The organism is Fibrobacter sp., assembly GCF_017545445.1.
Classification (GTDB): domain Bacteria; phylum Fibrobacterota; class Fibrobacteria; order Fibrobacterales; family Fibrobacteraceae; genus Fibrobacter.
The window spans coordinates 1-25,503 of the sequence record NZ_JAFWOM010000068.1; the positions used below are offsets into that span (position 1 = coordinate 1).

Below are 25,503 nucleotides of genomic sequence, written 5' to 3' on the forward strand. Positions count from 1 at the left end.
ATGGCGAAATTTACGAAAAAACGGCAAAATCAAAAAACACACATTTATCGGGTAAAATGAGACAAGCAAACCCAATATAATCAAGGCTTCCGGCTTGATTTCCTCTTTTTAATCTTGTCTCATTTCTTCCGCTTTAGCATACTGAGAGAATCAGAATGTTCATGTACAATCCATTGCGATATAGTTTGTTGCCACAATCTAAAAAACTCATAGATTGCCACGGGGCTTCACCCCTCGCAATGACAATATAAATATTCAAAATCAATTGGAGGTTGCCATGACATTCTATATTTAATGCTAAAGGAGATTTAATGAATTCTATTCCCCGGCTCGGTGGTTCGACAGGCTCACCAACCTTAATTCAGGTCTAATGGCATAAACGACTTCGACGGGATTACAACAGATAGTTTATTTTATGGCAATCACATATAAAACAATTCATGATTTTTCGGAACAAGATTTAAAGGACTTGTTCCTTTCGGTGGAATGGTCTTCGGGACATTTCCCAGACAAACTTGTTATCGCGATGAAGAACTTCAAGACGGTCGTATCGGCGTGGGATGGAGACAAACTCATTGGCATGATTTGTGCGATGGACGATGGCATCATGAACGCATACGTTCATTACTTGCTCGTGCGCCCGGAATATCAAGGAAAAGGTATCGGCAAAGTTCTTGTCGAAAAAATCAAGGAAACATACAAGGACTACTTGCGTATCGTCGTCGTGGCATACGACAAAGAGATGGATTTTTACGCCCACTGCGGATTCAAAAAAGCAAGCGATGCAAGCCCGATGTTCATCACGAGCTTGTGGACGTAAAAAGAACTGTATCTGCAATTGAAATCGTGTAAGCTGGCCCCGGAACACTTCGACATTGCTCAGTGCATCGCAGAGTACGGGGTGACAATGCGATAGGTGGCGTGTATGCTGGCCCCGGAACGGAGTCCGGGATGACAATGCGATAGGTGGCATGTATGCTGGCCCCGGAACAGTGTCCGAGGTGACAATGCGATAGGTGTCGTGTATGCCGGCCCCGGAACGGAGTCCGGGATGACAATGCGATAGGTGTCGTGTATGCTGGCCCCGGAACGGAGTCCGAGATGACAATGCGATAGGTGGCATGTATGCTGGCCCCGGAACAGTGTCCGAGGTGACAATGCGATAGGTGTCGTGTATGCCGGCCCCGGAACGGAGTCCGGGATGACAAAGCAAGGGGAAATATATCTGTGATTAGAACCGGCGGGAATGGCGGCAATACTCTTCGTATTCTTCGCCGAAATCACGGCGGAGGCGTTTTTCTTCGCTGAGCACTTGGACCATCATAATAGCAAAGAAAGCGACGAACACGATACAAGCTTGCCAACTCCACAGCCACACCGCAGTGCCCATCAAATAAATTAATGTTCCCGTCAGCATCGGATTGCGGTTAATCTTGTACGGGCCTTCGACCATCAAGTGTTTTGTACGCGGGGCAACTTCGTGTCCAAATGCATCCATCGGGTTTCCCTTGCCGCGACTGCGCATATAGACGATTGTCCAAACGCTGAGCACGAGGCCAGCAAGCATCACGACAGGCGCCACGATACAACGCCAAGTGTCAACAGGCCACAACTGAGGCATTCCCGACGCATGCCACATGATTGTCGGAATGAGCATCACAAAAAGAATCCCACCCAACAGATATCCAATAAAATCTCTTAAACGTTTCACAAAAGCCTCCCCTGTTTAAAAGCCCATACTTTGCATGGGCATCATTTCATTTGTTCCATCAAAATAAAATTTTCCCTCCTTGCCATTCGCTTTCGGATAACGCAAGGAAGGATAAGCAGGCATTTTACCGTTTATCGGCTAATAATCATTCCCATGAACAAACTCTTTTTCCCCTGCGAGACTGAGAGTATGATGTTCTGTTTTCCCAAATGACGCGGCAGAGCGAATTGACATTCCGTTCCGTCCATAACGTTTTCGTACAAAAGCAGACCGTTGGGAGAGAATATCCTCACGTTTTTCAATCCTTGCACTGGTGTAAACATGTGAATTACCCCGTCGTGCATGGCGACTTGAACGCGGTTCGGCGACGCAACCGGAGCGGCAAAAGTCGTACCTTCAGAAGAACTCGACAAAATTTCTTCGGATGAAGACGACGCTTGTTCGGAACTCGAAAGAATCCATTCCGACGAAGAAGATTCTTGTTCGATGCTAGACGAACTTGAAACGGCAGAAGAGCTCGACAATTCCGTGACGCTGCTCGAAGATTCGATTTGCGAAGAGGACGAAATTTCGGAACTTGAGGAGAATTCTGCGGAACTCGAAAGTTCCATTTCGCTACTGGACGATGCGACTGCAGAACTTGAAACCGGTTCCGACGAAGAAGATTCTTGCCCGATGCTAGACGAACTTGAAACAGAAGAGGAACTTGACAATTCCGACGAGCTGGAGGATTCCTCCGATGATGACGACGTCACAGTCATGGTCACGTTAAAGGTGACATATTCCCTGTCCGCGGATTCCGTAATGTCGGAAAGTGCGATATTCATGTCGCGTCCGTTCCAAAAGATGAACTTGTTAAATTCGGTTACTTTTTTGGAACCGGGGAAAGGATCCGATGCCGCAGCATATTTGCTTGTTTCTGGCCAAGCCTCTTCGATATCGACATGCATATGGTCGCCGTCATTATTGATAGTCTTGTTCGACCAAACAGAAGCGACGTAGTCAATATGCCATATCAGCATTCCTGAATTAGTTTGCCCTGAATCCCATTTTTTACGAGTCCTATATTCTAGCAGGAACATCTCGTTAGGGTTTTCTGGATTGGTAACGCTGTACGCGACGTTGCTGTCAATTTTGACTAATCGCACCGGCCCGTTGACGTTGAGTTCTATGGGAGCGGCCATCCAGCCTACGGACATTCTTTCGAACGCAGAATAGAGCGGCGGAGCGCAACTTTTTATGTTGTCCGAGTTGCTAGGGCAGTTATACGAACCGTTTGACATGAGGTCCCAGCTATGGGGAACCTTGCGAGGATTTTTTCCGCCCAGGTCGTACAGGTCCGGCAAACCGAGAACGTGGCTGAATTCATGGGCAAATGTTGCAATTCCGTTCATTTTTGTAGTATGGTTATCGACTTTATAAGCGCTTCCGCTAATTTCATTTGAACATGCGTAACGGTTGAGGCGTAAGCCGTTTCCCACACTTTTATTGCCTATGTAACCGGCGTGAGGCCAAATGGTTTCGATGACTCCCGAACTGCTTGCACCGATGCCTGCATAAATGAAATAGATGAAATCAACGACCTTGTCGCTGTCGTTGTCATACTTCGAAAAATCAACTTCGCCCCGCTTCATAAGCGTATCTACAGCTTGCTTAAAAGCCTCTCTCGCTCCATTGTAGTTTCTGTCGCTTTGTGATTTGCCGCCGTAATATTCTCGCGTTCCAGGAACGGTGATGGGGCCATATACGTCAAAAGTCGGGCGGAATTCGCCCATGGAATTTGTAATAAAGAAGTCTCTGACACTACCGACGTTATGATTTTCGTTGTATCCCTCTTTATTCAAAAAGTCCCTAAATGTGGCATTGGGGTCTGCGCTTGCAAATTTCACATCGGAGAATTGTACAAGAACAACAATTCCGCGAATGTCTCCTTTAGTGAGCTTGAGATTCGGAGTGGGCAATCTTTGGATTCTTGGATAAGCGAATTTCGGGAGGCCGTAATCCAGCAAATCTTCGTCGGGCGCTTCTGCTAGCATCTTTTTGAAAATCGCATCTGGGTCTAGCTTTGCCAAGAACTGGGCATCCGAAGAACTGCGTTCATGGGCGTTTCGAGCGTAAATCCCGGAAGACTCGCCTGATTCGTCGGCATAGGCGTAATACCCAAGAACATCTTTTTGCAGAATGTAGCCGTCAGCTGTTTCAAACACGTGAAAACGCTCGTCACCCACCAAACGAACCTCGACGGTGCTGCCGTCGGGCTGCTTCAAATTGAAAGTTTCGTCACTGGCGGGTTCGGCCATGCTGCAAACGAAACCTGTCATCACAAGAAATGCTATCGGAAAAAATTTCACATCCGCCTCCATTTGTCACCATCAAAAACTATAATAAATTTTTCAAGACGTGGTAATTTTTTTTCGAGTAAACCTATGGATATTGCCTTATGTGGCGAGAATGGAATATTGGGAAATCGGTGGGCGGAATCTCTTTCCGCTTTTTTATTACATTTTTTACGTGAATCGAGGACTCGTTTTCTAGGCGACCGCGAAGGAACTAGTGACGATTCCTAAAACCTACAACCTATAACCTAAAACCTATGAAATTCAAGCGCATTCTCCTCAAGCTCAGTGGCGAAGCCCTCGCAGGCGAAAAGGGCCACGGCATCGATAACGTTATCCTCTCCGACATGGCTTCGGAAATTGCATCCATCGTCAAGCAGGGTGTGCAAGTCGCTCTCGTGATTGGCGGCGGCAACCTCGTTCGCGGCATTTCCGCTTCTGCAGGTGGCATGAACCGTGCCCAAGGCGATGCCATGGGAATGCTCGGCACCGTGATGAACGGCCTTGCCATGCAAGACGCTCTAGACAAGCAGGGTGTGGATTCTGTGGTGATGTCCGCTATCCGCATGGAACCGGTTTGCGAATTCTTCGACCGCCGCAAAGCCCTCAAGCTTTTGTCCGCTGGCTCCGTGGTCATTTTCTCCGCTGGTACAGGCAATCCGTTCTTCACGACGGACAGCTGCGCCGCTCTCCGCGCCATCGAAAGCGAATGTGACGTGATCATGAAGGCCACCAAGGTCGATGGCATCTACACCGCCGACCCGGTCAAGGATCCGACCGCCACCCGCTTCGACGATATCAGCTACAAGGAAGTCATTTCCCGCGGCCTCAAGGTCATGGACACGGCAGCAGTCGCCCTCTGCATGGAAAACAACATGCCCATCTTCGTGTTCAAGATGGAAAAGGGCAACCTCACGCGAGCTGCGATCGAAGGCGACCTCGGTACGCTCGTCCACTGCTAATTAGGCGATAGGGTGTAGGTATTAGTTTAGACCGATGCCTGCATTCGAGACGAACTAGTCCAGCTCGGCGTTGGCCGGGCTTTTTTTATTCAAGAACCATATTTGGAACGGCGTTACTGTTGTTGGGCAAATTCTTTCAGCTGCAACTCGTTAATCATTGTTTCTAGGTTGCAACTTTCCCCATCACCGTGAAATTCCGCGCCCTTTCCGTACCAGATTGGCGAATGACCTTCGGAAACTTTTTTCTCGTATTCCAATTCGGCAAGCGTCCATTTGGCGGTAATGCTCTTTGCAACTTTTTCAGTGTTTTCGTATAGCTTGAGGAGCAAATGTCCCATGTAATTGCCGAAGCTGCGGTTTCTAATGTTGTGAATTTGTTCTTTGCAGTGGGGGCAAATTGATGCCGCGATTGATCCGCCCGAAAGCGGGGAACCCGAAAAATAGTAGATGACCGCTGTGCCACCGCATTTGCACGGAATCTTGAATTGCTCGTTGTCCCATAATTCGAGGAGCGAACCTAGCTTGAAATTGATGTTCACGAGGGTGCCTGCAAAATGGTACTGTTTCGCAGTCGAGATGGGGCCGATATAGCATCCGCCACCTTTGATGGCGTAGTGCACGTCGATATTGGCGTATCGCGGTGTTTCGAGGATTTCGTCCTTGTGTCTAAAGATGAGGTCGAGGTTGTCGAACAGCAGCTTTTTTTTGCGTTCAAATCTTTTTTCGTTAAGCTTCGCCAATTCCTCTTGCTCTTTATTTTCTTGTTCCATTTCGTCGCTGATCAGTTTCAAACCGGCATTCTGGCGCTTGTATAGCGATGCGAACGATTCGGGATGAATGTCTGGCTTTTTGAGGTAGTCGCTAATTGGTTTTTTGTCGTCGAAAATGATTGCCATAAGGAATCTCCTGTTAATGTCCTTTATACTATCGCATTTCTATGCATAAATGTAAATACATGCATAAATCTAAAACTAAATATACAAATCCCATGTGACAAATGCTGACGCTTAGTTAATTTTTTTTGAAAAAGTGTCTTTTTTTGCAAAAATCGTCAAAAAAAAGAAGCCCTCGCATTTCTGCGAAGGCCGTTTTGTCCCGATTTATTCTAGAGTTGTCTATTCCAGAGCCATCTTCGCGGCTTCAGTCGCATGGATAATGGTCGTGTCGTAGGTGGGGAGCTCGCTATCTTTTGCGCTGATAAGCATGCCAATTTCGGTGCAGCCGAGAATCACGCCTTCAGCACCGCGTTTTTTCATTTCTGCAATGATTCTCTGGTATTCCTTGCGGGATGAATCGAGAATTTTGCCGAGACAGAGTTCGTTGAAAATGACATTGTTTATGAGTTCGATATCTTGGGCGTCGGGTATCATGACTTCGAGGCCTGCGTCTATGAGGCGGTTTTTGATGAAGTCTTGTGTCATCGTGAATTTGGTGCCAAGGAGGGCGACTTTCTTGATGTTGTCACGCTTGATGCTGTTCGCGGTCGCATCGGCAATGTGGAGAATCGGGATGCGGATTTCTTTTTCGATTTGCGGGACGAGCTTGTGCATGGTATTCGTGGCGATAACGATAAAGTCGGCACCAGCGATTTCGAGGCGTTTTGCCGCATCCGAAAGAATCTTGGCGTTTCCGTCCCAGTTGCCGCTCAACATGTTCGCTTCGAGTTCAGCAAAATCCACATTGTACATCATGATTTTTGCACTATGGAATCCGCCAAGTGCTTTCGCAATTTCTTTGTTCAGGATTTCGTAATAGGTGATGGTGCTTTCCCAGCTCATTCCACCGATAAGTCCGATAGTTTTCATTTTACGTTCCTTTTATAAATCCATAATCATAGTCGTTTTTTATCGCAATTCATCGATTGTTTTTTGCAAGTTCGCGAGGAACTTCCCGGCGTGAGCTCCGTCCATTTGCGTGTGGTGGAACTGGAACGAAACCGGCAATTCATAGCGGAAAAGTCGCTTCCTGTAACGCCCCCAAATCATGAAGGGGTTGTTGAAAATACCGGAATTCATTCCGACGGCACCGTCGATTTCCGTATCGATAATAGCCGATGTGCCAATGACCATGCTGTTCTCGGACAAGTCCCAATCCTGGCAACTTTCCGCTACGATTTTTGTGTATTTGAGGTAATCGCGGTTGAATGTCGCCAAATCTTCGGAATACGGAATGTCGCAAGAGCTGACTTCGCCTTCGTCGTTTTTCACGATTGTATTCACTGCGATCGAATCGTATTGCATGAGCTTGCCGTTGACTGGGAGCATATAAAACACCTTAACGCTTGATGCAGCTTTGCCGATGCAGTAATCCATAAGCATGTTGAATTTTAAAGCACGCTTCTTGCTAACCTTCACGAGTCTTGTGACGTTCAACGATTTGAAAAATGTTACCATCGGATTTGGAGCTTGCATCCAAAACTCAAATGCTTTTGCTCTGCTTGTGCTTTTCGGATCGATTTCTTTTGCCATAATGAACTGTTGTTGAAAATTTTTATTTTGATATATTTGGTTTGCTGCGTCATGTCTTTTGTTCGGCGTGGTCCAGTTTCATCACTTTCACGGGGCGCTTGCTACCGCCATAAAGATTTTCGCAGTAGCGCATTTCTCCGGTTTCGCGGAATCCGCATTTTTCCATCACGCGACCGGAGGCAGGATTGTCGATGAAAAAGTCGCTCCAAAGAACATCAATGTGCTTTTCATTGAAGCAATAGTCTATCATCAACTTCAAAGCTTCAGTACAAATTCCTTTGTTCCAGTAAGGTTTTGCAATCCAGTAACCGGCTTCGGCTTCGTTCTCGCCGATGTCGATGTTGCTTTCGCCTTTGAGCAGGTAGCCGATGCAACCGATGGGTTCACCCGTCTCTTTCAGCTCGATAGCCCACATGTGATCACCGCCAAAAATTGTGCGGATAATTTGCAAACTTTCTTCTACGGATTTGTGTGGTGGCCAGCCTGCACGCGGCCCGACATCTGGGTCGGATGCGTACTTGAACAAAGCTTCGGCATCGCTTTCGTGCCACGGGCGCAGTAAAAATCTATCTGTTTCCATCATTTCTTGTAAATTTCGACAAAGTGTTTAACGTGCTTTTCGATGAGCTTCAATGCTTCTTTTTTGCTTTTGGGCTGGCGGTCTGCTTTTGAAACGAGAACCGTTACGGGGGCGATGAGTTCCATGGCAAGCAAGGCGGGGTCGTCTTTTTGGAATAGCCCCTTGTTCATCAGATCTTCTATAATCTTCTGGTACATTTTTTGAATGCCGTCCATTTGGTGGCGTGTTGTGATTTCGGCAAGGCGTTCATTACGGAATTGTTCTTGTACCAAGAATATTCGCATTTTTCGGATGATGGGGTCGTTTATTGTAAAACGTATTCTTTCTGTGGTCGTGCGTAAAAATTCATCGATGTTTTCGGGCAACTTGCCGATTTTTTTATCGGAACCGAAGTTTTCTTCGTAACGGGCTTCTGCCGCGTCAATCAACGAATTTAAAATGTCTTCTTTGCCCTTGAAGTGCTTGTAAAGCGATGGCGCTTTGATGCCCACATTCTGTGCAATCTGCTCCATGCTGGTCCCGTCGAATCCGTTCTCGGCGAATAGCGTCAGGGCTGTTTCTAAAATTTTTTCTTTCGTAGATGTCATGCGGTTTCCGCAAGGTGATTTGTTAATTGGATTTGGCTAATAAACATTAGCCTGATATTGACCCAATGATAGCTAATGAACGTTAGCCTGTCAAATAGCCATTTTTGCAGTGCATTTGATTTTTTGGTCTTTATAACGGGAGAAATATTAATTTTTTCCTTTGCATTTTCCCCATTTTTCGTATGCTTAGGTTTGTCAAGAAAACAAGGTGTAAAAATTTGTTCCCTAAACGATTTGTTGTTATTTTCCAGATTTTTTTTACCTATATTTCAAAGCGTATAACAAAAGCTAGGGATCCTTCGACTCCGGGCTTCGCCCTTTGCTCAGGATGACACTGAGTGGGTGTATTCCGTAATTGAATATCCTTCGCAAACCATTAACAACTGTTTTACTAACCACTAACCACTGTTTACTACTATGTCTGAATATTCTGAAAAGATGGACAAGGCCATTGAGGCCACCGAACGTGAATTTTCCAAGATCCGTGCTGGCCAGGCAAGTCCTGCCATCCTCAACGGCGTGCGTATCGACTACTACGGCACCCCGACCCCGATTTCCCAAGTGGCAAAGATTTCTGTGCCTGAACCGCGTATGCTCCTCGTGACTCCGTGGGAAAAGCAGCTCGTCGATGCAATTGACAAGGCTATTCTCGCCGCAAACATCGGCCTTACCCCGATGAAGGATGGCAACTGCATCCGCGTGACGCTCCCGATCCTCACGACGGAACGCCGCAAGGAACTTGCAAAGCTTGCCCGCAAGCATGCCGAAGATGGCCGCGTGGCTATCCGCAACATCCGCCGCGATGCGAACGACGCTATCAAGAAGAACAAGGACTTGCCGGAAGACGAAGTCAAGAAGCAGCAGGACGAAATCCAGAAGGCGACTGACAAGGCCATCGCTGAAATCGACCGTCTGCTCGCCGAAAAGGAAGCAGACATCCTCAAGGTGTAGTTCGGGGTTTGCGTGGCAAATCAACTTAGACATGTCGCCATCATTATGGACGGCAACGGGCGTTGGGCTCGTAGTCGCGGTTTGGAGCGTTTTTTGGGTCACCGCAAGGGGACGGAATCGACGATTGATGCGGTCGAGGTGGGCGTAAACCTCAAGCTCGAACACATGACGTTGTATGTTTTCAGTTCCGAGAACTGGGGCCGCCCTTCCAAGGAAGTGGACTACTTGATGAACCTCCTTATCGAGATGGTGGTGAAAGAAATTCCCGACCTGATGGAAAAGAACGTGAAGCTTACGGTGATTGGCAACATGAACCGTTTGCCCGAAAAGCCGCGTGCAAGCCTCCAGTCCGCAATTGATATTACGGCGAACAATACAGGCATGCAGTTGAACCTTGCCATTTCTTACGGTGGCAGGCAAGAGATTGTAGATGCGGCACGTTCCATTGCGACCCAGGTTGCAGCGGGCACGCTCAAGGCCGAAGATATTGACGAAACTTTATTTGCAAAAAATCTTTATTTGAAGGGTGCTCCCGATCCGGATTTGGTGATCCGCACCGGTGGAGAATTCCGCCTTTCGAACTACTTGCTTTGGCAAGCCGCGTACAGCGAGTTCTATGTGACGAACACGCTCTGGCCGGACTTCACCAAGGAAGAATTCATGAAGGCTGTCGAATTTTTCAACACCCGCGAAAGACGTTTTGGGAAGGTGTTGCATGAGTAATCTTGCTCAGCGATTGATAACGGCGTTTGTCGCTATTCCAATTGTTTTTGCTTTATTGTGGTTCAACGATTTTAGCCGCATCGGGCTTATGTGCTTTTTGGGTGGCGTTGGCGCTTGGGAATGGGCCATCATGGCATCCAAGATGTACAAAGGGCCGGACATGCGCTATTTGTCGTTTGCGTCGTCGCTTGCATTGACGCTCGCATGGGCGCTTTCCAAGGGCGGTTACTTTGGACTCCCGGCGGTGCCTTACGTTGTCGGCATGACGTTCATGGCTATTTTCGCGATTTACATCGGCGTTGCTTTTGCAAAGGTCGAAATTGATCACTTGTTCCCGTGGCTTGTGATGCAGCTCGGCGCTCCGCTTTACGTGGGGCTTTGGGGCGGCATGAACGTGCTCATGATGGGCAACGGTCAAGGCTTTGAGCATTGCTATCCGTTCATCTTGGTGATGACTTCGTGCTGGCTTTGCGATACTGTCGCTTACTTCTTCGGAAAGTTCGCTGCAGGCAAAGGTCCGTTCGGTCGCCATTTGTTTGCACCGAGCATCAGCCCCAAAAAGACGTGGGAAGGTAGCATTGCAGGTTCCATTGCGACGGTTGCATGGGTTGCATACTGGGTCAAGTGCAGTGCGTCTCTCGCTTCGTTCGAGGTGGAACTCACTTGGGTGACCGCGATTGTGATCGGGCTCCTTTTGACGGTGGCTGGCCAGGTGGGCGACCTCTTGATGTCTGCGCTCAAGCGTTGGAGCGGTACCAAAGATTCTGGAAATTTATTCGTAGGCCACGGCGGCGTGCTCGACCGTTGCGATTCGTTCCTCTTGGCGGCTCCTGCTTTGTACCTGTTCATGGATTTTTTGAAGAGTCTGTAATTTCAGAAATTGCATAAGGCAAAATAATATTGAACTGAAAAGCCCCTTGCTTGCGCAGGGGGCTTTATTTGGAGGAGCACAGGTGATAAGGAATTATATATTTGGAATTTTAGGGTTCGTTATCCCGTGTTCTTTTCGGTAAAGGGCGAGGTAGTCGATAACGCCTGATTCGGCGCCTTTCACGGGAATGTAACGCAAGTTGTTCTGTGCATCGACAATGATGGCAAGCCCAGCAATGTAGTTTATCCAATGGTAGTCTTCGTGATATTTGAGGGCTACTTTTTTATTGGAACCGAATACGGCTAGCGGCATCACCAAAATGTCGTGCGAGACCATGATGCTTACGCGTTTCCATTTGGATAAGTTCTTGAGAATGACTTTCTGCATGAATTCTTCGGCACGTGGCTCAAGTTCATAAAGTGCGTCGGGGTAGCCGCCTTCGTAAGCCCAGTGGCCCATGAGTTCGACGGAACTGCCTTTCATGTTGAGCTGGGTCGCGTATTGGGCGAGCGAATCCGCTGAAATTTTCAAAAACCAGTTCCCGGTGATGTCGTAGTTGGTGATGAGCTTCGGGAGGTTTGCTTCGCCACGCCCTTTTGAAATGTTATTTGCAGTTTCGTTAGTACGCACGAATCCCGAGGTGATGTAGCTGAATTCCTCGTCGCTTTTGAGTGTTGCGCCCAAGTCTTGTGCCATCTTGACTCCGTTTGCGGTGAGTTCCGTTTCGATGGCGACGTTGTCCTCGCGTTCGGAATGCCGGATGATGAATACCGCTTTTTCGTCTGCGGCAAGGCTCTTGTAAACATCGGCGACAGTTGCGAATCCGTTTTCGTCGAGTGAAATGTTGGCGGCCTGCGTAGCGGACGACGCTGGCGGCGGATTTGCGGAGCTGGAAGAGCCTGCGTCAATTGCGGATGGTTGCGAAGAAGATGTGGCCGTTTTCTGTTGTGACGATGTCGGCGTGCGTGCAGACGAACTCGGATTTCGGGTCGATGACGAAGAACGCCGATGGCTGCTCCGCGAAGAGCTGGAGACTTGCAAGTCGGGGGCTTTTGCGGAACACGACGATACCGCAAGAACAGCGGAACTTGACGATGATGCTGCGTTGCTGGATCCTGCTTGGTGTGATGATGCAGAACTGGAATGGTGTTCTGAAGTCCCTGCGCTTGAATAAGACTGTGTCGCGTTATTCTCGCTAGAACTTGAATTTTGTTCAGAAATCGTGTCGTGCGGCGAAACGAGTGTGTTTGAGGAGTCTCCGCACGACACGATAAACGCTAGGCATGCCGAGGCAGCGAACAGTGGGGCTGGATGGCGCATTTACGAACCCCACTGGTAGTCGCCAGCTTCATAGACAGGATTTTCTCCGTTGAATCCGCGTGGGCGTTTTACTTTGTCATCGAATAAAGTCTTGTTGAAAATGCGGAAGTCGCCGCGTTCGTAGCTCTGGAACGAAATGTGGCAGAAAATGGGGCCTGCCGGCATGTATTCGCTGTAGCTCATGGTGCGTTCGCCTGCCGTATAGAGGTAGTTGAAGTACTTGCCGTTTAAGACGATGTGTAGGCCGATGTTACCGACGGTGAACCAGCGTCCTTTGGCGAGAATGTTCTCGTGGTGGGTGTCATCGTAGTCCATCACGACGAATTCTGCGTCTCCGCTCTTGTCCAGATGGAAACGGTACTTGTGGTTTCCGCCGCAGCAACGGCCATCGAAGAACCAGGTGTAACCGCTTGCGGCTGCGATTCGCGGATCGCGAACGCTCGTGTCGGGGTGTGCGAGCTGCTCGTCGGTGACGATTCGTTCTGGCTCCACGGCAGCAAGCAGTTGCTGCAAGGTTTTAGGACTGCTTACTGTCGGGAGGCTTACTTTGTTTTTAGCTTCGCTTGCGGCACGCCTGTACAAACGGTACGGAATGCCGTCATCGCTAATCATCGTGAGTTCGTCTTCGCTGAACACGTAATAGGCGTATGTCTTTGTGCCGCTTCTGGTAACAACGTTGAAACTGCGGTTGTTCAAGGTGTACCACTGCCCGGAAACGTTTGGGAATCCAGATACGGCGGCGGTTCCGTCTTCGCCGATGACGACGGTGTAGTCGTCGCTAATCCATGCCTCGTCTGCGGCGGTAATCAGGCGGCAGTCGCGGTTCTTGTCGCCTTCGCAAACTGCTGCAGAGGGGTTTGCCGCTTCGCAAGGGCTGACCATTCCCGGCAGGAGCTTTGTAGAAGCTCCGATTCGAAATCCCATATCGGCGGCTCCATCACGGCTGCGGATGGCCCTGCGGCTCACGCGTGCAAATTCAGCGGGTTCACCGTAACTCCCGCCTCTTCGCGTCTTGTTGCCGCTTCCCGTGAGCTGTACCGGGTTCACCTTGTCGCCCGAAGTGTAGCCCACGAGCCAGTCATAGACCCATTCCCAGGAGTTTCCGCTCATGTCGTAAAGCCCGAGCTTGTTCGGCTTCTTGGTCGCGACATCGTGCGATTTTCCCCCGCTGTTTTCGGAATACCACGCTACGTCATCGACGTTGTTGCTGCCCGAAAATTTAAAGTTGTCCGCAACGCCGTCTTTGCCGCCACGTGCCGCAAATTCCCATTCGGCGTCAGAGAGCAAACGGTATTGGCGCCCTGTCTTTTGCCCTAGTTTGCAGGCGAAGTTGTTGGCATCGAACCAGCTGACTCCAATTTTGGGAGCCTTGTCCGATTCCCAGGCATTCTTTTTTCCGCCCATGACGGCGTTCCATTGGGCTATCGTCACTTCGGTCGGTGCGATATGGTATTCGTCAACTGTTACTTTATGCGATGGCGTTTCGTAAATCTTATCCTGCTCTGCACAATTGTCGCAGCCGCGCGTGTAAGTGCCGCCAGCCACATAGACCATGTTGAAAGCGACTCCGCTGACTGTATCGGCGAAATTTGCAGGCGAGGTATAGACAAAAGAAGTGGCGCTTGAGCTGGAGGTGCTCTGTACTGTTGAGGATTTGCCTTGCTCTGTCATCGAAGAGGAACTTCTGTGCGAACGCCTGCTGGATGATTCCGGCTGAGTCCCCGCGGAAGTTGCATGCGAATCTGTGGAAGTTGTCGCCGAAGCGACAGACGAAGTTCCTGGAGACGTAGCCGATGTCGCCCCGTTTCCCGACGACAAGTTTGCACCGCTGTTTCCAGCGGAACTACCATTTGACGGATTGTCATTCGAAGCAGAACTTGCTCCAGACGAAGCCGAATCGACAGCTACAGATGAAAGATTGATTTCTGGCCCGGAAACGTCATTACTAGAAGAATCCGAGCAGCTCCAAAACATCCCCACTGCGCAACAACACGCAGCGATTACACCCGAGGAAAGTATGCGCATAAGCACCTCCTTCGAGCAACAAACCTAACCCAATTAAAATATATATCTAAAAAATTTAGAAAGGAATATAAAATCATGTAATCGTTTCTTTACTTTTCCCGTAGCATATATATGGATTCGCCAAGGTTTATTTCATATTAATAGAGTTCTTGGTTTTGTGCTTTAATCCTTGGCGGAGTTCTTTATTATTCTATCTTTTAAAAAAAGCAAGTAATTTTTTCGAGGTTTTGAAATGAAAAATGTAGTTCTCTTGGGTGCGACCGGTTCTATCGGAACTTCTAGCGTCGATGTCATCCAGCAGCATTCCGATATCTTTAACCTTTATGCCGTGGCTGCCAATAGCAGCGTTCAAAAAGTTGCAGAAATTGTTCGTAAGTACAACGTAGAGCGTGTATGCATGTTCAACGAAGCTGCCGCGAAAGAACTTGAAAGTGTGCTCGGCAAGAAGGTCCTTGCCGGTATGGACGGTCTTTGCGAACTCGCTGCCGACCCGAAAGCGGACATTATCATCAACGCCTTGATGGGTGCTGTGGGCTGCCTCCCTACGATTACTGCAATCGAACATGGCAAGCACGTGGCTCTTGCGAATAAAGAAACGATGGTGATGGCAGGCCCTGTTATTTGGGACAAACTTGCAGAAAATCCGAAGTCCTTCATCACGCCGATTGACTCCGAGCACAGTGCTATTTTCCAGTGCCTCGAAGGTGGCAAGCGTGAATCCGAAGTGGAATTCCTTGAAATCACGGCTTCGGGCGGCCCGTTCCGTGAATGGCCTATCGAAAAGTTTGAAAACATCACTGTCGCTGACGCTTTGAATCATCCGGTGTGGAGCATGGGCAAGAAGATTACGATTGATTCAGCGTCCATGATGAACAAGGGCCTCGAAGTGCTCGAAGCTCACTTTTTGTTCCACATTCCTTACGAACAGATTAAAGTCGTTGTTCACCCGCAGTCGATGGTGCATTCGCTCGTGCAGTTCCGCGACGGTTCCTTGATGGCCCAGCTCGGTGCTCCCGACATGCGAATCCCAATTCAGGTGGCGCTCACGTGGCCCGACCGCCTCAAGCTCGAAACCAAACGCCTCGACTTGCCGACGCTTGCAAAGCTCACGTTCTTTGAGCCGGACTTTAACAAGTTCCGTTGCTTGGCACTCGCATTTGACGCTGGCCGCCGTGGCGGTATCGTTCCTGCGATGATGAATGCCGCAAACGAAGTCCTCGTCGATCGCTTCCTCAAAGGGAACCTCAAGTTCACGGACATCCCGAAGTACGTGGAAATGGTGATGGAAAAGGCCCCGAACGTCACAGGCCATCTTTCCTTGGAACAAGTTCTCGAAGCAGACAAGGAAGCCCGCCGCATGACGGAAGATTTTCTCATAAGGAAATAAACTGATGAAATATCTGTTGTACTTTGCTTTATTTGGCGCCGCTGTTTTTACGGCCTGTGGCGATGATTCGAGCAATCCTGTCATAAATGAGGGAACTTCTTCTTCGTTTGTTTCCGATAGATCTAGTAGCAGTGCCGTTTCCAGCGTTCCTGACGGGTCTTTTGTCGATTCCCGTGATGGCCAGGTTTACAAGATGGTCACTATTGGTAATCAGGTATGGATGGCCCAGAATCTGAACTTTGAATCGCCAGATAGCTATTGCTATGAGGATAAAAAAGACAACTGTACCAAATATGGTCGTCTTTATAAATGGTCTGCGGCTATGGACAGTGCCGGATTGTATAGTGAAAATGGCAAGGGATGTGGCCATGAAGTGTGGGATTGTACGCCCACATATCCTGTGCTTGGTGTTTGTCCTTCAGGATGGCATCTTCCTTCTAAAGAGGAATTTGAAACGTTGCTTGAAACTGTTGGCGGAAAATCCATTGCTGGAAAAAAACTTAAGAGCACGACGGGATGGAAAACGATTGTTCATGACCCTAATGGCACGGATGATTTTGGTTTTTCTGCAGTTCCTTCTGGAAGCCGAGGAAGTGATGGATCTTATGGACAACTGGGTTCTTATGGAGACTTGTGGACTGCTACAGAAGACTTCTTCTCGAGTGCATATGGTCTTTTCCTGTTTAGTGAGGAAAATAAGGCAGAAGTTGCGGGATTTGATACTCGTTTAGCTTTTCCGGTTCGCTGCGTCAAGAACGAACTTTAAAAAATCAATTAGTGCTACGAACCTAAACGTACACCTAGAGAATGTCACCCCGGATTTATTCCGGGGCCAGTTTTTTATACGGAACAACCGATGCCGGCATCCTTCGACTACGCTCAGGACAGGCTCCGGCCGGCATGACAACGAACGCATTGTCACCCCGGCCTTAGTGCCGGGGCCTGTTTTTTTTTACGAAAATGAATTTTTCCACGAAAAAGATATATCTTTAAAAGAAAATTCAAAAAGACTATCAAATATGGACGATTCGATTACATTACTAGGGAGCGACAAGCCTAAAACCGCCGATGCTAAAGCGTGGCTGCGATTCGTGCAGGCATTTACGCTGACGTTAGGCTCAGGGTTGATGTTGGCGGGCATAATTTTCTTTTTTGCCTACAACTGGGAGCTGATGCACCGTTGGGTGAAAATGGGCATCGCCGTCGCGTTGATCCTTGCGGTTTTTGCTGTGGCAATAAAAGTGAAAATGAGCGATTTCACTCGCAAAATTGCGGTATCTGTTCTGAGTGGGCTTGTGGGCGTGTTTTGGGCTATATTCGGACAGGTTTATCAGACCACGGCCGACTCTTATGTATTTTTCCTCACATGGGCATGCTGCATCTTAGTATGGGTGTATGCCACTGATTTCTATCCGCTTTGGGCGATTTTTATTGCTCTTGTGTCGATGGGCGTGATACCTCTGTTTCCCGACAATCGTTGGTATCTGACGGTGCTTATGCTCTACGGTGCGGCGTGGATTGCGTTTTTTGTTTTTGCTCCAAAATATCTGCCTAATTTGTCTGCTCCGCCATCGTGGTTTACAAGTATTTTGTTTACAATAGAATTCGGTATGGCGGTGTGCGTAGTGTGTTTTGTAATTCTTAATGAAGCGGGTATGCGTCATGCCGTAGTAGCTGTGCTTAATCTTTTGATGGCTTTTGTTGTAACTGTAGCAACAATATGGTGTTCGCTGAGGCAAAAGAATATATGGCTATATTCAATGTTGTTCATAGGTGCGTTGAGTGTGCTGGAATGTGTTTTTGTCAGATGTCTAACATATGAATTTGGCGGACTATTACTCCACTTGATGCTGAGTGCAGCCGCCTTGGTGGGATCAACGTTCGCTATTGTAGAGCAATACAAAAAGTGGAAACAGGAAAAATCTGAAACGTCAACAAATCAATCGGTGAATGATAATGGAAGATAACAGCCGTAAATCCAAACATTTGCCTTGGCCCTTGCTGATAGTGATGGGCATAGGCGGAACAATCATTGCATCGCTGTTGACGAGCATGGTGGCACTTGCTGTGCGAGGCAATGTGTTTGTATATGGGGTGTTGTCGATCGTTGCGATTGCTTTTGCGATTGTAATTGCACGAGACGATGGGTCTGACAACAAAGATGTACAATCGCTGTTGGTGGCGTATCCGTTGTTTATCGTCGGGTTTGCATTCGGGTATGTTGCTGGTGATCATCACTTGACGCTAACTCTAGTGTTGCAATTTGTTGCAGCCCTTTTATCATTTGCGCTGAGCAAAATCCATTTGTGCCGGCAGATGCTGCTTTGTTATGCTTCGGTAGTACTGCCGCTCATTAGCTTCTCTTATTTTGACCTTTTGCGCTCTGGCCGTGCCATGAAAGATGGCAATATCGAAATGTCCTGTTTTGCAATTATCGTAGTTTATATGGGCATATTTGCCGCCACCATCAGAGATAATTGGTTTGCCTCAATAGGGATTAAAGACGATTTGAAAACCATCAGGTTTGCGACCGCCGTGGTATCAGTAGCGCTTTTATGGTTTATTCACAGAGATAATACTGCTTTTGCAATAGTCTTTGCAATAATCGGTTTCGTTATTGCCTGTATCTTGTTGCGTAAATATGTTACGGGCCGAAGGTTGATTGAGGGGTATGTACTTGCTCTGTTATGTTGTGCATCTACGGCTGTGTATCCTGCGATGGCGTTTCCGATTGTGGGGATGCTTTTGTCGTTTTTGATTCTCGACTATGTATGTCTGGTTATTTTTTCTGCAGCGTTTATTTGCGGAATATCATTCTTCTATTACGATTTAGATATGTTGCTGATAAACAAGTCGTATCTGCTGATGGCTTCGGGTGCGTTATTCCTGCTGATGTTTTACTTTATTAAACGTGTAACCAAATGAGCAAAAAATATAAAATTGTACTAGCCGCCAATCTGATATTGGTACTCGCGTTCTTTGCCTTTTCCGTGATGCAAAAAGAAACGCTGATTGCCAAAGGCACTGAAATTTTGTTACGTCTCGCGCCTGTTGACCCCCGCTCGCTTATGCAGGGCGACTATATGGCGTTGGATTATGAGATAATGCGTGAGATTGGCTACAAATCTAAATCCGGCTACATCGTGGTAAAAGTGGATGGTGACCGGGTGGCTGAGTTTGTACGCATCCAAGATGATAAGGATGTAAATGACGGGGAGTTTATAATCCGTTATAAGAGGAATTCGGGAAGATTGAGTGTCGGAGCGGACAACTACTTTTTTCAAGAAGGTTCTGCTAAAAAATTCGAAAATGCCAAATATGGCTTGCTAAAAGTAGATTCCGATGGCAACAGCATACTCGTAGGATTATGCGATGAAAATGGGCGTTTGATTGAGTAGGGAGTTGTTGAAAAGTGACTCCGGTTGTAAAATACAACAATAAAAAATAGTTTACATTAAAGCTTTGAATTTGTTTTGAGTTTAAATTGATATAAAACGTTCCTAATTTCAGAAACGTTCTTGATTGGAGTGTGTATGAAAAAAATAATGGTAGCGGTTGGAGTAACCGCTGTTCTTTCGTTTGCCCAATTTGGCGGGGGTTTTGGCGGCGGTTTCGGGGGCCCGCAAGGGAGCGGCGGCGTTCCGAATTCCGATAAAACAGCCGATGTGAACTACGTTGGCGATGGAAAGCCCTACCATACGCTGGATATCTACGTTCCCAAGGAAGCTAAGGAATCGTATCCGGTGGTCATCCACACTTACGGCAGCGCCTGGAGCAGCAATAACATGAAAGGTTCTGCGGACTTGAGCACCATCTGTGCAGCCTATGTCAAGGCGGGCTATGCGGTCGTGACCCCGAACCACCGTGCTGCAAATGATGCCAAGTACCCGGCCCAGCTGCACGACATCAAGGCCGTGGTGCGTTTTGTTCGCGGCAATGCGGCCAAGTACAAGTTTGACACGAATTTTGTGGCCGTGTCCGGGTTCTCTTCGGGCGGTCACCTTTCGAGCCTTACGGCGACGACTTGCGGTTTGAAAGAGGGCAAGTCCGGCTCGGTGACAGTCGATTTGGTCGGCGATCTCGGCGAATTTACATCGTTCAGCAGCTGTGTTGACGGTGCCGTGCTCTGGTCTCCTCCGACCGATATTTATACGATGAATCCCATCAGCATGGGTGGCTCTGGCACAATGGAAGGTGCTTTTATCGGTGTCGAACGCGAAGGCAATAAGGACAAGTGGATGGTCGCGAGTTCGCCCTATTATGCAAGCGACGACGACCCGCCGGTTATCATGTTCCATGGCACGTCCGATAACGTCGTGAACATCGAACAGAGTCAGGAACTTTACGATTCCCTCAAGCACCACAATGTGGTAACAGAATTTGTCAAGGTGTCGGGAGGTTCCCATGGTGGCGACAAGATGAACTCGTCCGAGAATTTGAGCAAGGCGGTCGCCTTCCTAGATAAAGCTCGTGAGGCCAAGGCGGCAAAGGCTCCAGATACAACGGTGGCGGACACTTCGAAGAAGGACACTGCGGTCGTAGATACGTCTAAAAAAGACACTACGGTAAAGGATACCACCGTGAAGGATACGACGATAGGTCTTATACCAAAATTTGCCAAATTTTTCGATATAGAAATTCGCGGGAATCATTTGTTTGTTCGAGGAATGGAAGGCGCATTCCGTTATACGATCATCGCTGTCAACGGCTCTCGCAAATTTAGCGGTGTTTTCCGCAAGGAATTGGACTTGTCATCTTTACCACCTGGAATTTACGGGATTATGGCGGAGTCGCCTTCGGGTGTGACGAAAATCATTCGATTTGTGCGGAAATAATGCATTGGGTACAGTTGTAACCAGATTGTCCAATAAAAGTTGGGCAATCTTTTTTTTAAAACATAGATTATGTTAGGTGAATACAAATAGGAGTGTCTTATGTCCAAGTTCGGCTTGAAACAGTACATGTCAATCGCGGTGGCGTCGCTTTCGCTTGCGTCGTCTGCGTCTGCGGCAACGGCCTATATCAACCAGGTCGGTTACCGCACGACGGATCCGAAGGAATTCACGTTGTTTGAGGGGTCTGGCGATATCGAAATCGTGGATGCCGCCGGAAAGACGGTGCTCACGGTGACGCCGAAGGCCGCTTCGAAGTGGAGTCCTAGCGGTCAGAGCGTACAGCTCGTCGATTTCTCGGAATTGAAGACCCCTGGCACGTACAGCATCAAGCAGGGAGGCCAGGTTCTCCGCTCGGATTTGAAAATTGCGGACAAGGTTTTTGAAGATGTCGCAAAGGCTTCGCTCAAGTGGTACTATTACCAGCGTGCGTCCATGGCTCTCGAAGAGCAGTATGCCGGCCAGTGGAAACGCGATGCGGGCCATACGAATGCGACTGTTTCGCTTCATAATTCTACGGGCGGTTCGGGAACAATCGAATCGAGCAAAGGCTGGTACGATGCGGGCGACTATGGCCGCTACATTGTGAACTCGGGCATCACGACTTACACGCTCCTTTCGCTTTACGAACATTTCCCGGATTACTTCAAGACGTTCAAGTGGAATATCCCTGCCGAAGGAAATCTTCCGGACTTGCTGGCCGAAATTAAGTACAACTTAGATTGGATGCTGACCATGCAAGCCGAAGACGGAATGGTTTATCATAAACTCACGACGCTCCAGTTCCCGGGTGATGTGATGCCGGCTCAGGACAAGGATAAACTTTATGTTATCGGCAAAGGCTCGGCGGCGACTCTGGATTTTGCTGGCGTGATGGCGGCTGCTTACCGTGTGTATAAACCGTTTGACGAAGCGTATGCGACGAAGTGCCTGGAAGCAGCCAAGAAAGCCTACGCTTGGGCTGAGAAAAATCCAAAAGTTATATTCAATAATCCGATGGGTGTAAATTCAGGCACGTATAGCGACGGTAAATTGGATGACGAGATGGTTTTTGCCCAAATGGAACTTTTCATTTCGACAGGTGACGCATCTTACAAGCCGACATTGAACGCAAATGAGGCGAGTATTGTTCCTGCTTGGCCAGAAATGTATGGCTTGGCTGTGTATGGTGCTGCTAGCCATCCGACGGAAATGGGTGCCGAAGCAGCGACGGCGAAAACGATGCTTACGGATTTTGCAAAAGAATTTGCATCTGGTGCTACAAGGGGTTTTGGTGTCGTGATGTCGAACGAAGACTTTGTCTGGGGTTCGAATGCTGTGGCTGGCAATCAGGGCGTGTTCCTGCTTCATGCTTACTACGTGACGGGCGATCAGAAGTATTACGAAGCCGCAAAGAAGGTGATGGACTATTTGCTGGGAAAGAATCCTCTTGATATGTCGTTCGTAACAGGATTCGGTACAAAGTCTCCGCTTTTGCCGCACCATCGTCCGAGTACCGCTGACAATGTGGAACCTCCTGTTCCTGGCATGGTTGTGGGTGGTCCGCAGCCGGGTGGTGAAGACATCGGAACGAAGACTTGGGAATGCAAGGAGTATCGTGGAGAAAAACTGCCAGCCACATCTTACATCGACGACCGTTGCAGCTATGCGACAAACGAAGTGGCTATCAACTGGAATGCTCCATTTGCTTACCTCGCCGGTGCACTTGAAGCTTTGAATGCCGGTTACGCTCCGTCGTTCGCTGTTGAAGGCGTGGCAAAGGGCGGAACATCATCGCTCAAGCCTTTGGCTACAAGAAATCATGCCACGGCGGACAAAGAAATTCGCCTCCGCTTTGCCGACCAGAAAGTCTTTATCGAAAAGAACGGCAAACGCTTTGATTTGAAAGGTCATCTCATCAAGTAAAAATTTATACCTACCTTAAAAATTCCAAATGCATAGAATCCAAAGCGGCTCTCCATCGGGGTGCCGTTTTTCGTAGCATTAACTCATCTTGAGTGAACTTTCTCCATGTCACCTCGGCCTCCGTGCCCCGTATCTGTCATTCTGGAGCGAAGCGATAGAATCCAGAGCAGTAACAGTGAAAAGAACCGTGTAAGTTGGCCCCGGAACACTTCGACATTGCTCAGTGCATCGCAGAGTCCGGGGTGACAAAGTGGGTACTGAACGGTGCCGGGGCGGTTTCATTTCTGCTAAAACACTTGATACACTTTTGCTCTAAGAAACGTTCGCATGGGTGGAAAATATCTTCAAACGGCTCTATATTATATGGGGTTATGGTAATGCACTTTTTTAAGTGAGGATGTTTGTGAAAAATTATGCGTTAAAGCTTGTGGCACTTGCCGCTATCGTCGCGACCCCAGCAATTGCAGCGACGGCCTACATCAACCAAATCGGTTATCGTCCGGGGGATTTCAAGGAACTCGCTCTCGTTGATGCGAACGGCAATGTGGATTTTGTCAATTCTGCGGGGCAGGTGGTGCTTTCTGTCACGCCGAAGGCGGCATCTTTCTGGGATGCAAGCGGTCAGAATGTGCAACTCGTCGATTTTTCGAAGCTCTCCGAAGCAGGCAAGTACAGCATTAAAGTGAATGGCAGCGTACTCCGTTCCGATCTCGTCGTGAAATCGCAGACGTACGAAGAAATCGTCAAGGCGTCTGTCAAGTGGTTTTATTACCAGCGTGCTTCCATGGCTCTCGAAGAACAGTACGCTGGCAAGTGGGCGCGTGCCGCGGGCCACACGAATCCGACCGCAGAACTCCACAATTCTACAGGTGCGTCGGGTACGATCAATTCGAGCAAGGGCTGGTACGATGCCGGTGACTATGGCCGCTATATCGTGAATTCGGGCATTACGACTTACACGCTCCTTTCGCTTTACGAACACTTCCCGGCTTACTTCAAAACGCTCAAGTGGAATATCCCCGCCGAAGGCTCACTCCCGGATTTGCTTGCCGAAATCAAGTACAATCTTGACTGGATGCTCACCATGCAAGCCGCAGACGGTGGCGTTTATCACAAACTCACATCCCTCGGTTTTCCGGGCGACGTGATGCCGGCACAAGACAACTCTAAGCTTTACGTTATTGGCAAGAGTACAGCAGGCACGTTTGATTTTGCTGCAATCATGGCAATGGCTTCTCGCATTTACAAGCCGTTCGATGCAACGTATGCCTCCAAGTGCCTCGAAGCCGCCAAGAAGGCTTTCGCTTGGGGCCAGCAGAACCCGAGTCGCAATTATTTGGCGAATCCGTCGGATGTTTCGACAGGTGCGTATGAAAACGACAATCCGAACGACGAAAAAATCCTTGCAGGTACGGAACTTTTCATCACGACGGGCGATGCTTCTTACAAGCAATCCGGCTCTTCGGAATACGTCTCGTATTGGGGTGACGTTACGGGTCTTGCCACTTACGAAAAGGCGACACACCAGACACAATTTGGCGGTGATGCGAACGAAGCCAAACAGAAAATTTTGGGTACTGCCGATAATTTTGTCAACCGTGCCGAAAAAGGTTTTGGTGTAGTCATGGCAAAGGATGACTTTGTCTGGGGTTCCAATTCTACTGCTGCAAATCAGGGCGTTTGGCTGTTGCACGCTTATTACCTCACTGGCGAACAGAAGTATTACAAGGCTGCCGTCAAGGCTCTCGATTATCTCTTGGGCAAAAATCCGCTCGATATGTCGTTTGTAACAGGTTACGGCACGAAATCTCCGAAAATGCCACACCACCGCCCGAGTACTTCTGATAACGTAGAAGAACCGGTTCCGGGAATGCTCGTAGGCGGCCCGCAGCCGGGCGGCGAAGACGTTGGCTCTAAAGCGGAGTGGAAATGCGATGATTACAGAACGGGTCAGGCCGCTACGGCTTACACCGATCAGCGTTGCAGCTATGCGACGAACGAAGTCGCTATCAACTGGAATGCTCCGCTGGCATATCTTGCCGGTGCTCTCGAAGCAATCAATGCTGGCTACGCTCCCGAATTTGCTGTTGCTGGAGTCGCAAAACAGGACGTGCCTGCATCCAGTTCTTCTGCGCAAAGCAGCAGTTCTTCAATCGCTTCTAGTTCTTCGGCGGTGAACGTCTCTAGTTCCTCATCGGTCACTGAGCTTGTCGGAAACTCTAGTTCCGCAACGTCTCCTGCTGCAAGTTCTTCATCCGCGGCTTCCTCTAGTTCCAATGGCTCTGGGCACGTCGAAGGATCTAGCTCGGCTACAGAAGCGCTCCACGCTCCGGTGCAAGCCAAGATGCCAAAATATGAACCGCGCCTCCGCTTCGATGACCAGAAACTTTTCGTCGAAAAGAACGGCAAACGCTTTGACTTGAAAGGCCATAGAATCAAGTAGTCAATATTCATTCAATAAAACACTCCTCCAATCACAAAGAAACTTCCCACAGCGGGAAGTTTTCTTTTTTGTCTTCTTGCACTCCGTTGCGGAACGGGATTGGATTGTCATGCCCGCGGAGGCCTTACACAGTTCTATTTGCATTACATCGCGTGAGATTATATTTACTACATTGTTAATATGGTATCGAGTATATTGAACAATTTGTTGATGTTTGTTTTGGGGCTTTTGGCTCTGAGTTTTCTTGTGACAATCCACGAACTGGGGCATTTTATCGTTGCCAAGTGGAATAAAGTCAAAGTGAATACGTTCTCGGTCGGCTTTGGCAAAAAGCTTTTCCGC

General features: G+C 48.5%; 23 protein-coding genes. 14 read left to right on the forward strand and 9 right to left on the reverse strand.

All coding sequences use genetic code 11. From position 1 onward, the window contains the following. Positions 1–415 precede the first annotated feature (415 nt). Entirely contained in the window at positions 416–820 is a 405-nt protein-coding gene (locus IKG78_RS07700; RefSeq protein ID WP_290941873.1) for a GNAT family N-acetyltransferase, read from the forward strand. Positions 821–1,231: 411 nt separating this feature from the next. On the opposite strand, the gene IKG78_RS07705 is transcribed toward IKG78_RS07700, so the two are convergent. Together IKG78_RS07705 and IKG78_RS07710 are read right to left on the reverse strand one after the other, a co-directional pair. Then, positions 1,232–1,711, reverse strand: a complete 480-nt coding sequence (locus IKG78_RS07705) for an isoprenylcysteine carboxylmethyltransferase family protein (protein ID WP_290941876.1) — start codon at positions 1,709–1,711, stop codon at positions 1,232–1,234. A gap of 131 nt (positions 1,712–1,842) precedes the next feature. Beyond that, the gene (locus IKG78_RS07710) at positions 1,843–4,062 is read right to left on the reverse strand and encodes a M6 family metalloprotease domain-containing protein (protein WP_290941880.1); all 2,220 of its coding nucleotides are present in this window, start codon (positions 4,060–4,062) and stop codon (positions 1,843–1,845) included. A 242-nt stretch (positions 4,063–4,304) separates the two neighbouring features. Here IKG78_RS07710 and pyrH point away from each other — a divergent pair, with 242 nt between their 5' ends. Next, positions 4,305–5,009, forward strand: a complete 705-nt coding sequence (gene pyrH, locus IKG78_RS07715) for a UMP kinase (RefSeq protein ID WP_290941884.1) — start codon at positions 4,305–4,307, stop codon at positions 5,007–5,009. A 113-nt stretch (positions 5,010–5,122) separates the two neighbouring features. Here the strand turns inward: pyrH and IKG78_RS07720 are convergent, their stop codons facing one another. The 5 genes from IKG78_RS07720 to IKG78_RS07740 form a co-directional block, all read right to left on the reverse strand. Continuing rightward, entirely contained in the window at positions 5,123–5,905 is a 783-nt protein-coding gene (locus IKG78_RS07720; protein ID WP_290941887.1) for a hypothetical protein, read from the reverse strand. Between the two features lie 219 nt (positions 5,906–6,124). After that, positions 6,125–6,814 (reverse strand): aspartate/glutamate racemase family protein, encoded by a 690-nt coding sequence (locus IKG78_RS07725; protein WP_290941891.1) that lies wholly within the window; start codon positions 6,812–6,814, stop codon positions 6,125–6,127. A gap of 39 nt (positions 6,815–6,853) precedes the next feature. Continuing rightward, positions 6,854–7,477, reverse strand: coding sequence for a CatA-like O-acetyltransferase, family 2 (locus IKG78_RS07730; RefSeq protein WP_290941894.1), 624 nt, complete (start codon positions 7,475–7,477; stop codon positions 6,854–6,856). 49 nt (positions 7,478–7,526) lie between these two features. Further along, positions 7,527–8,060, reverse strand: a complete 534-nt coding sequence (locus IKG78_RS07735; RefSeq protein ID WP_290941897.1) for a GNAT family N-acetyltransferase — start codon at positions 8,058–8,060, stop codon at positions 7,527–7,529. Then, positions 8,057–8,644: a TetR/AcrR family transcriptional regulator gene (locus IKG78_RS07740; protein WP_290941900.1), complete on the reverse strand. Its 588-nt coding sequence runs from the start codon at positions 8,642–8,644 to the stop codon at positions 8,057–8,059. Before IKG78_RS07740 ends, IKG78_RS07735 begins: the two co-directional genes overlap by 4 nt. Before the next feature lie 417 nt (positions 8,645–9,061). Here IKG78_RS07740 and frr point away from each other — a divergent pair, with 417 nt between their 5' ends. The 3 genes from frr to IKG78_RS07755 are packed head-to-tail and all read left to right on the forward strand — an operon-like array spanning position 9,062 to position 11,189. Beyond that, positions 9,062–9,595: a ribosome recycling factor gene (gene frr / locus IKG78_RS07745; RefSeq protein ID WP_173388163.1), complete on the forward strand. Its 534-nt coding sequence runs from the start codon at positions 9,062–9,064 to the stop codon at positions 9,593–9,595. A 12-nt stretch (positions 9,596–9,607) separates the two neighbouring features. Then, positions 9,608–10,318 (forward strand): isoprenyl transferase, encoded by a 711-nt coding sequence (locus IKG78_RS07750; RefSeq protein ID WP_290941903.1) that lies wholly within the window; start codon positions 9,608–9,610, stop codon positions 10,316–10,318. After that, a complete protein-coding gene (locus IKG78_RS07755; protein WP_290941906.1) occupies positions 10,311–11,189 on the forward strand; it encodes a phosphatidate cytidylyltransferase in 879 nt (292 codons plus the stop codon). Before IKG78_RS07750 ends, IKG78_RS07755 begins: the two co-directional genes overlap by 8 nt. A 93-nt stretch (positions 11,190–11,282) precedes the next feature. On the opposite strand, the gene IKG78_RS07760 is transcribed toward IKG78_RS07755, so the two are convergent. After that, complete coding sequence (locus tag IKG78_RS07760) at positions 11,283–12,509, reverse strand: histidine phosphatase family protein (protein ID WP_290941909.1); 1,227 nt, start codon at positions 12,507–12,509, stop codon at positions 11,283–11,285. Continuing rightward, positions 12,510–14,534, reverse strand: coding sequence for an SUMF1/EgtB/PvdO family nonheme iron enzyme (locus IKG78_RS07765; RefSeq protein ID WP_290941912.1), 2,025 nt, complete (start codon positions 14,532–14,534; stop codon positions 12,510–12,512). A gap of 232 nt (positions 14,535–14,766) precedes the next feature. Between IKG78_RS07765 and IKG78_RS07770 the strand changes: the two genes are divergently transcribed. The 9 genes from IKG78_RS07770 to IKG78_RS07810 form a co-directional block, all read left to right on the forward strand. Further along, the gene (locus tag IKG78_RS07770) at positions 14,767–15,921 is read left to right on the forward strand and encodes a 1-deoxy-D-xylulose-5-phosphate reductoisomerase (RefSeq protein ID WP_290941916.1); all 1,155 of its coding nucleotides are present in this window, start codon (positions 14,767–14,769) and stop codon (positions 15,919–15,921) included. Between the two features lie 4 nt (positions 15,922–15,925). Beyond that, a complete protein-coding gene (locus IKG78_RS07775; protein WP_290941919.1) occupies positions 15,926–16,687 on the forward strand; it encodes a fibrobacter succinogenes major paralogous domain-containing protein in 762 nt (253 codons plus the stop codon). Positions 16,688–16,940: 253 nt separating this feature from the next. Then, a complete protein-coding gene (locus IKG78_RS07780; protein WP_290941922.1) occupies positions 16,941–17,888 on the forward strand; it encodes a DUF2157 domain-containing protein in 948 nt (315 codons plus the stop codon). Beyond that, complete coding sequence (locus IKG78_RS07785) at positions 17,878–18,846, forward strand: DUF4401 domain-containing protein (RefSeq protein WP_290941925.1); 969 nt, start codon at positions 17,878–17,880, stop codon at positions 18,844–18,846. Before IKG78_RS07780 ends, IKG78_RS07785 begins: the two co-directional genes overlap by 11 nt. Continuing rightward, on the forward strand, positions 18,843–19,319 hold the full coding sequence (locus IKG78_RS07790; protein WP_290941929.1) for a GDYXXLXY domain-containing protein: 477 nt from the start codon (positions 18,843–18,845) through the stop codon (positions 19,317–19,319). Before IKG78_RS07785 ends, IKG78_RS07790 begins: the two co-directional genes overlap by 4 nt. Positions 19,320–19,454: 135 nt before the next feature. Further along, positions 19,455–20,756, forward strand: coding sequence for an alpha/beta hydrolase (locus IKG78_RS07795; protein WP_290941933.1), 1,302 nt, complete (start codon positions 19,455–19,457; stop codon positions 20,754–20,756). A gap of 99 nt (positions 20,757–20,855) precedes the next feature. Next, on the forward strand, positions 20,856–22,718 hold the full coding sequence (locus IKG78_RS07800; protein ID WP_290941937.1) for a glycoside hydrolase family 9 protein: 1,863 nt from the start codon (positions 20,856–20,858) through the stop codon (positions 22,716–22,718). A 397-nt stretch (positions 22,719–23,115) separates the two neighbouring features. After that, positions 23,116–25,161, forward strand: a complete 2,046-nt coding sequence (locus IKG78_RS07805) for a glycoside hydrolase family 9 protein (protein ID WP_290941940.1) — start codon at positions 23,116–23,118, stop codon at positions 25,159–25,161. Positions 25,162–25,371: 210 nt separating this feature from the next. Next, the coding region (locus IKG78_RS07810; RefSeq protein WP_290941944.1) for a site-2 protease family protein at positions 25,372–25,503 on the forward strand (132 nt) is incomplete at its 3' end.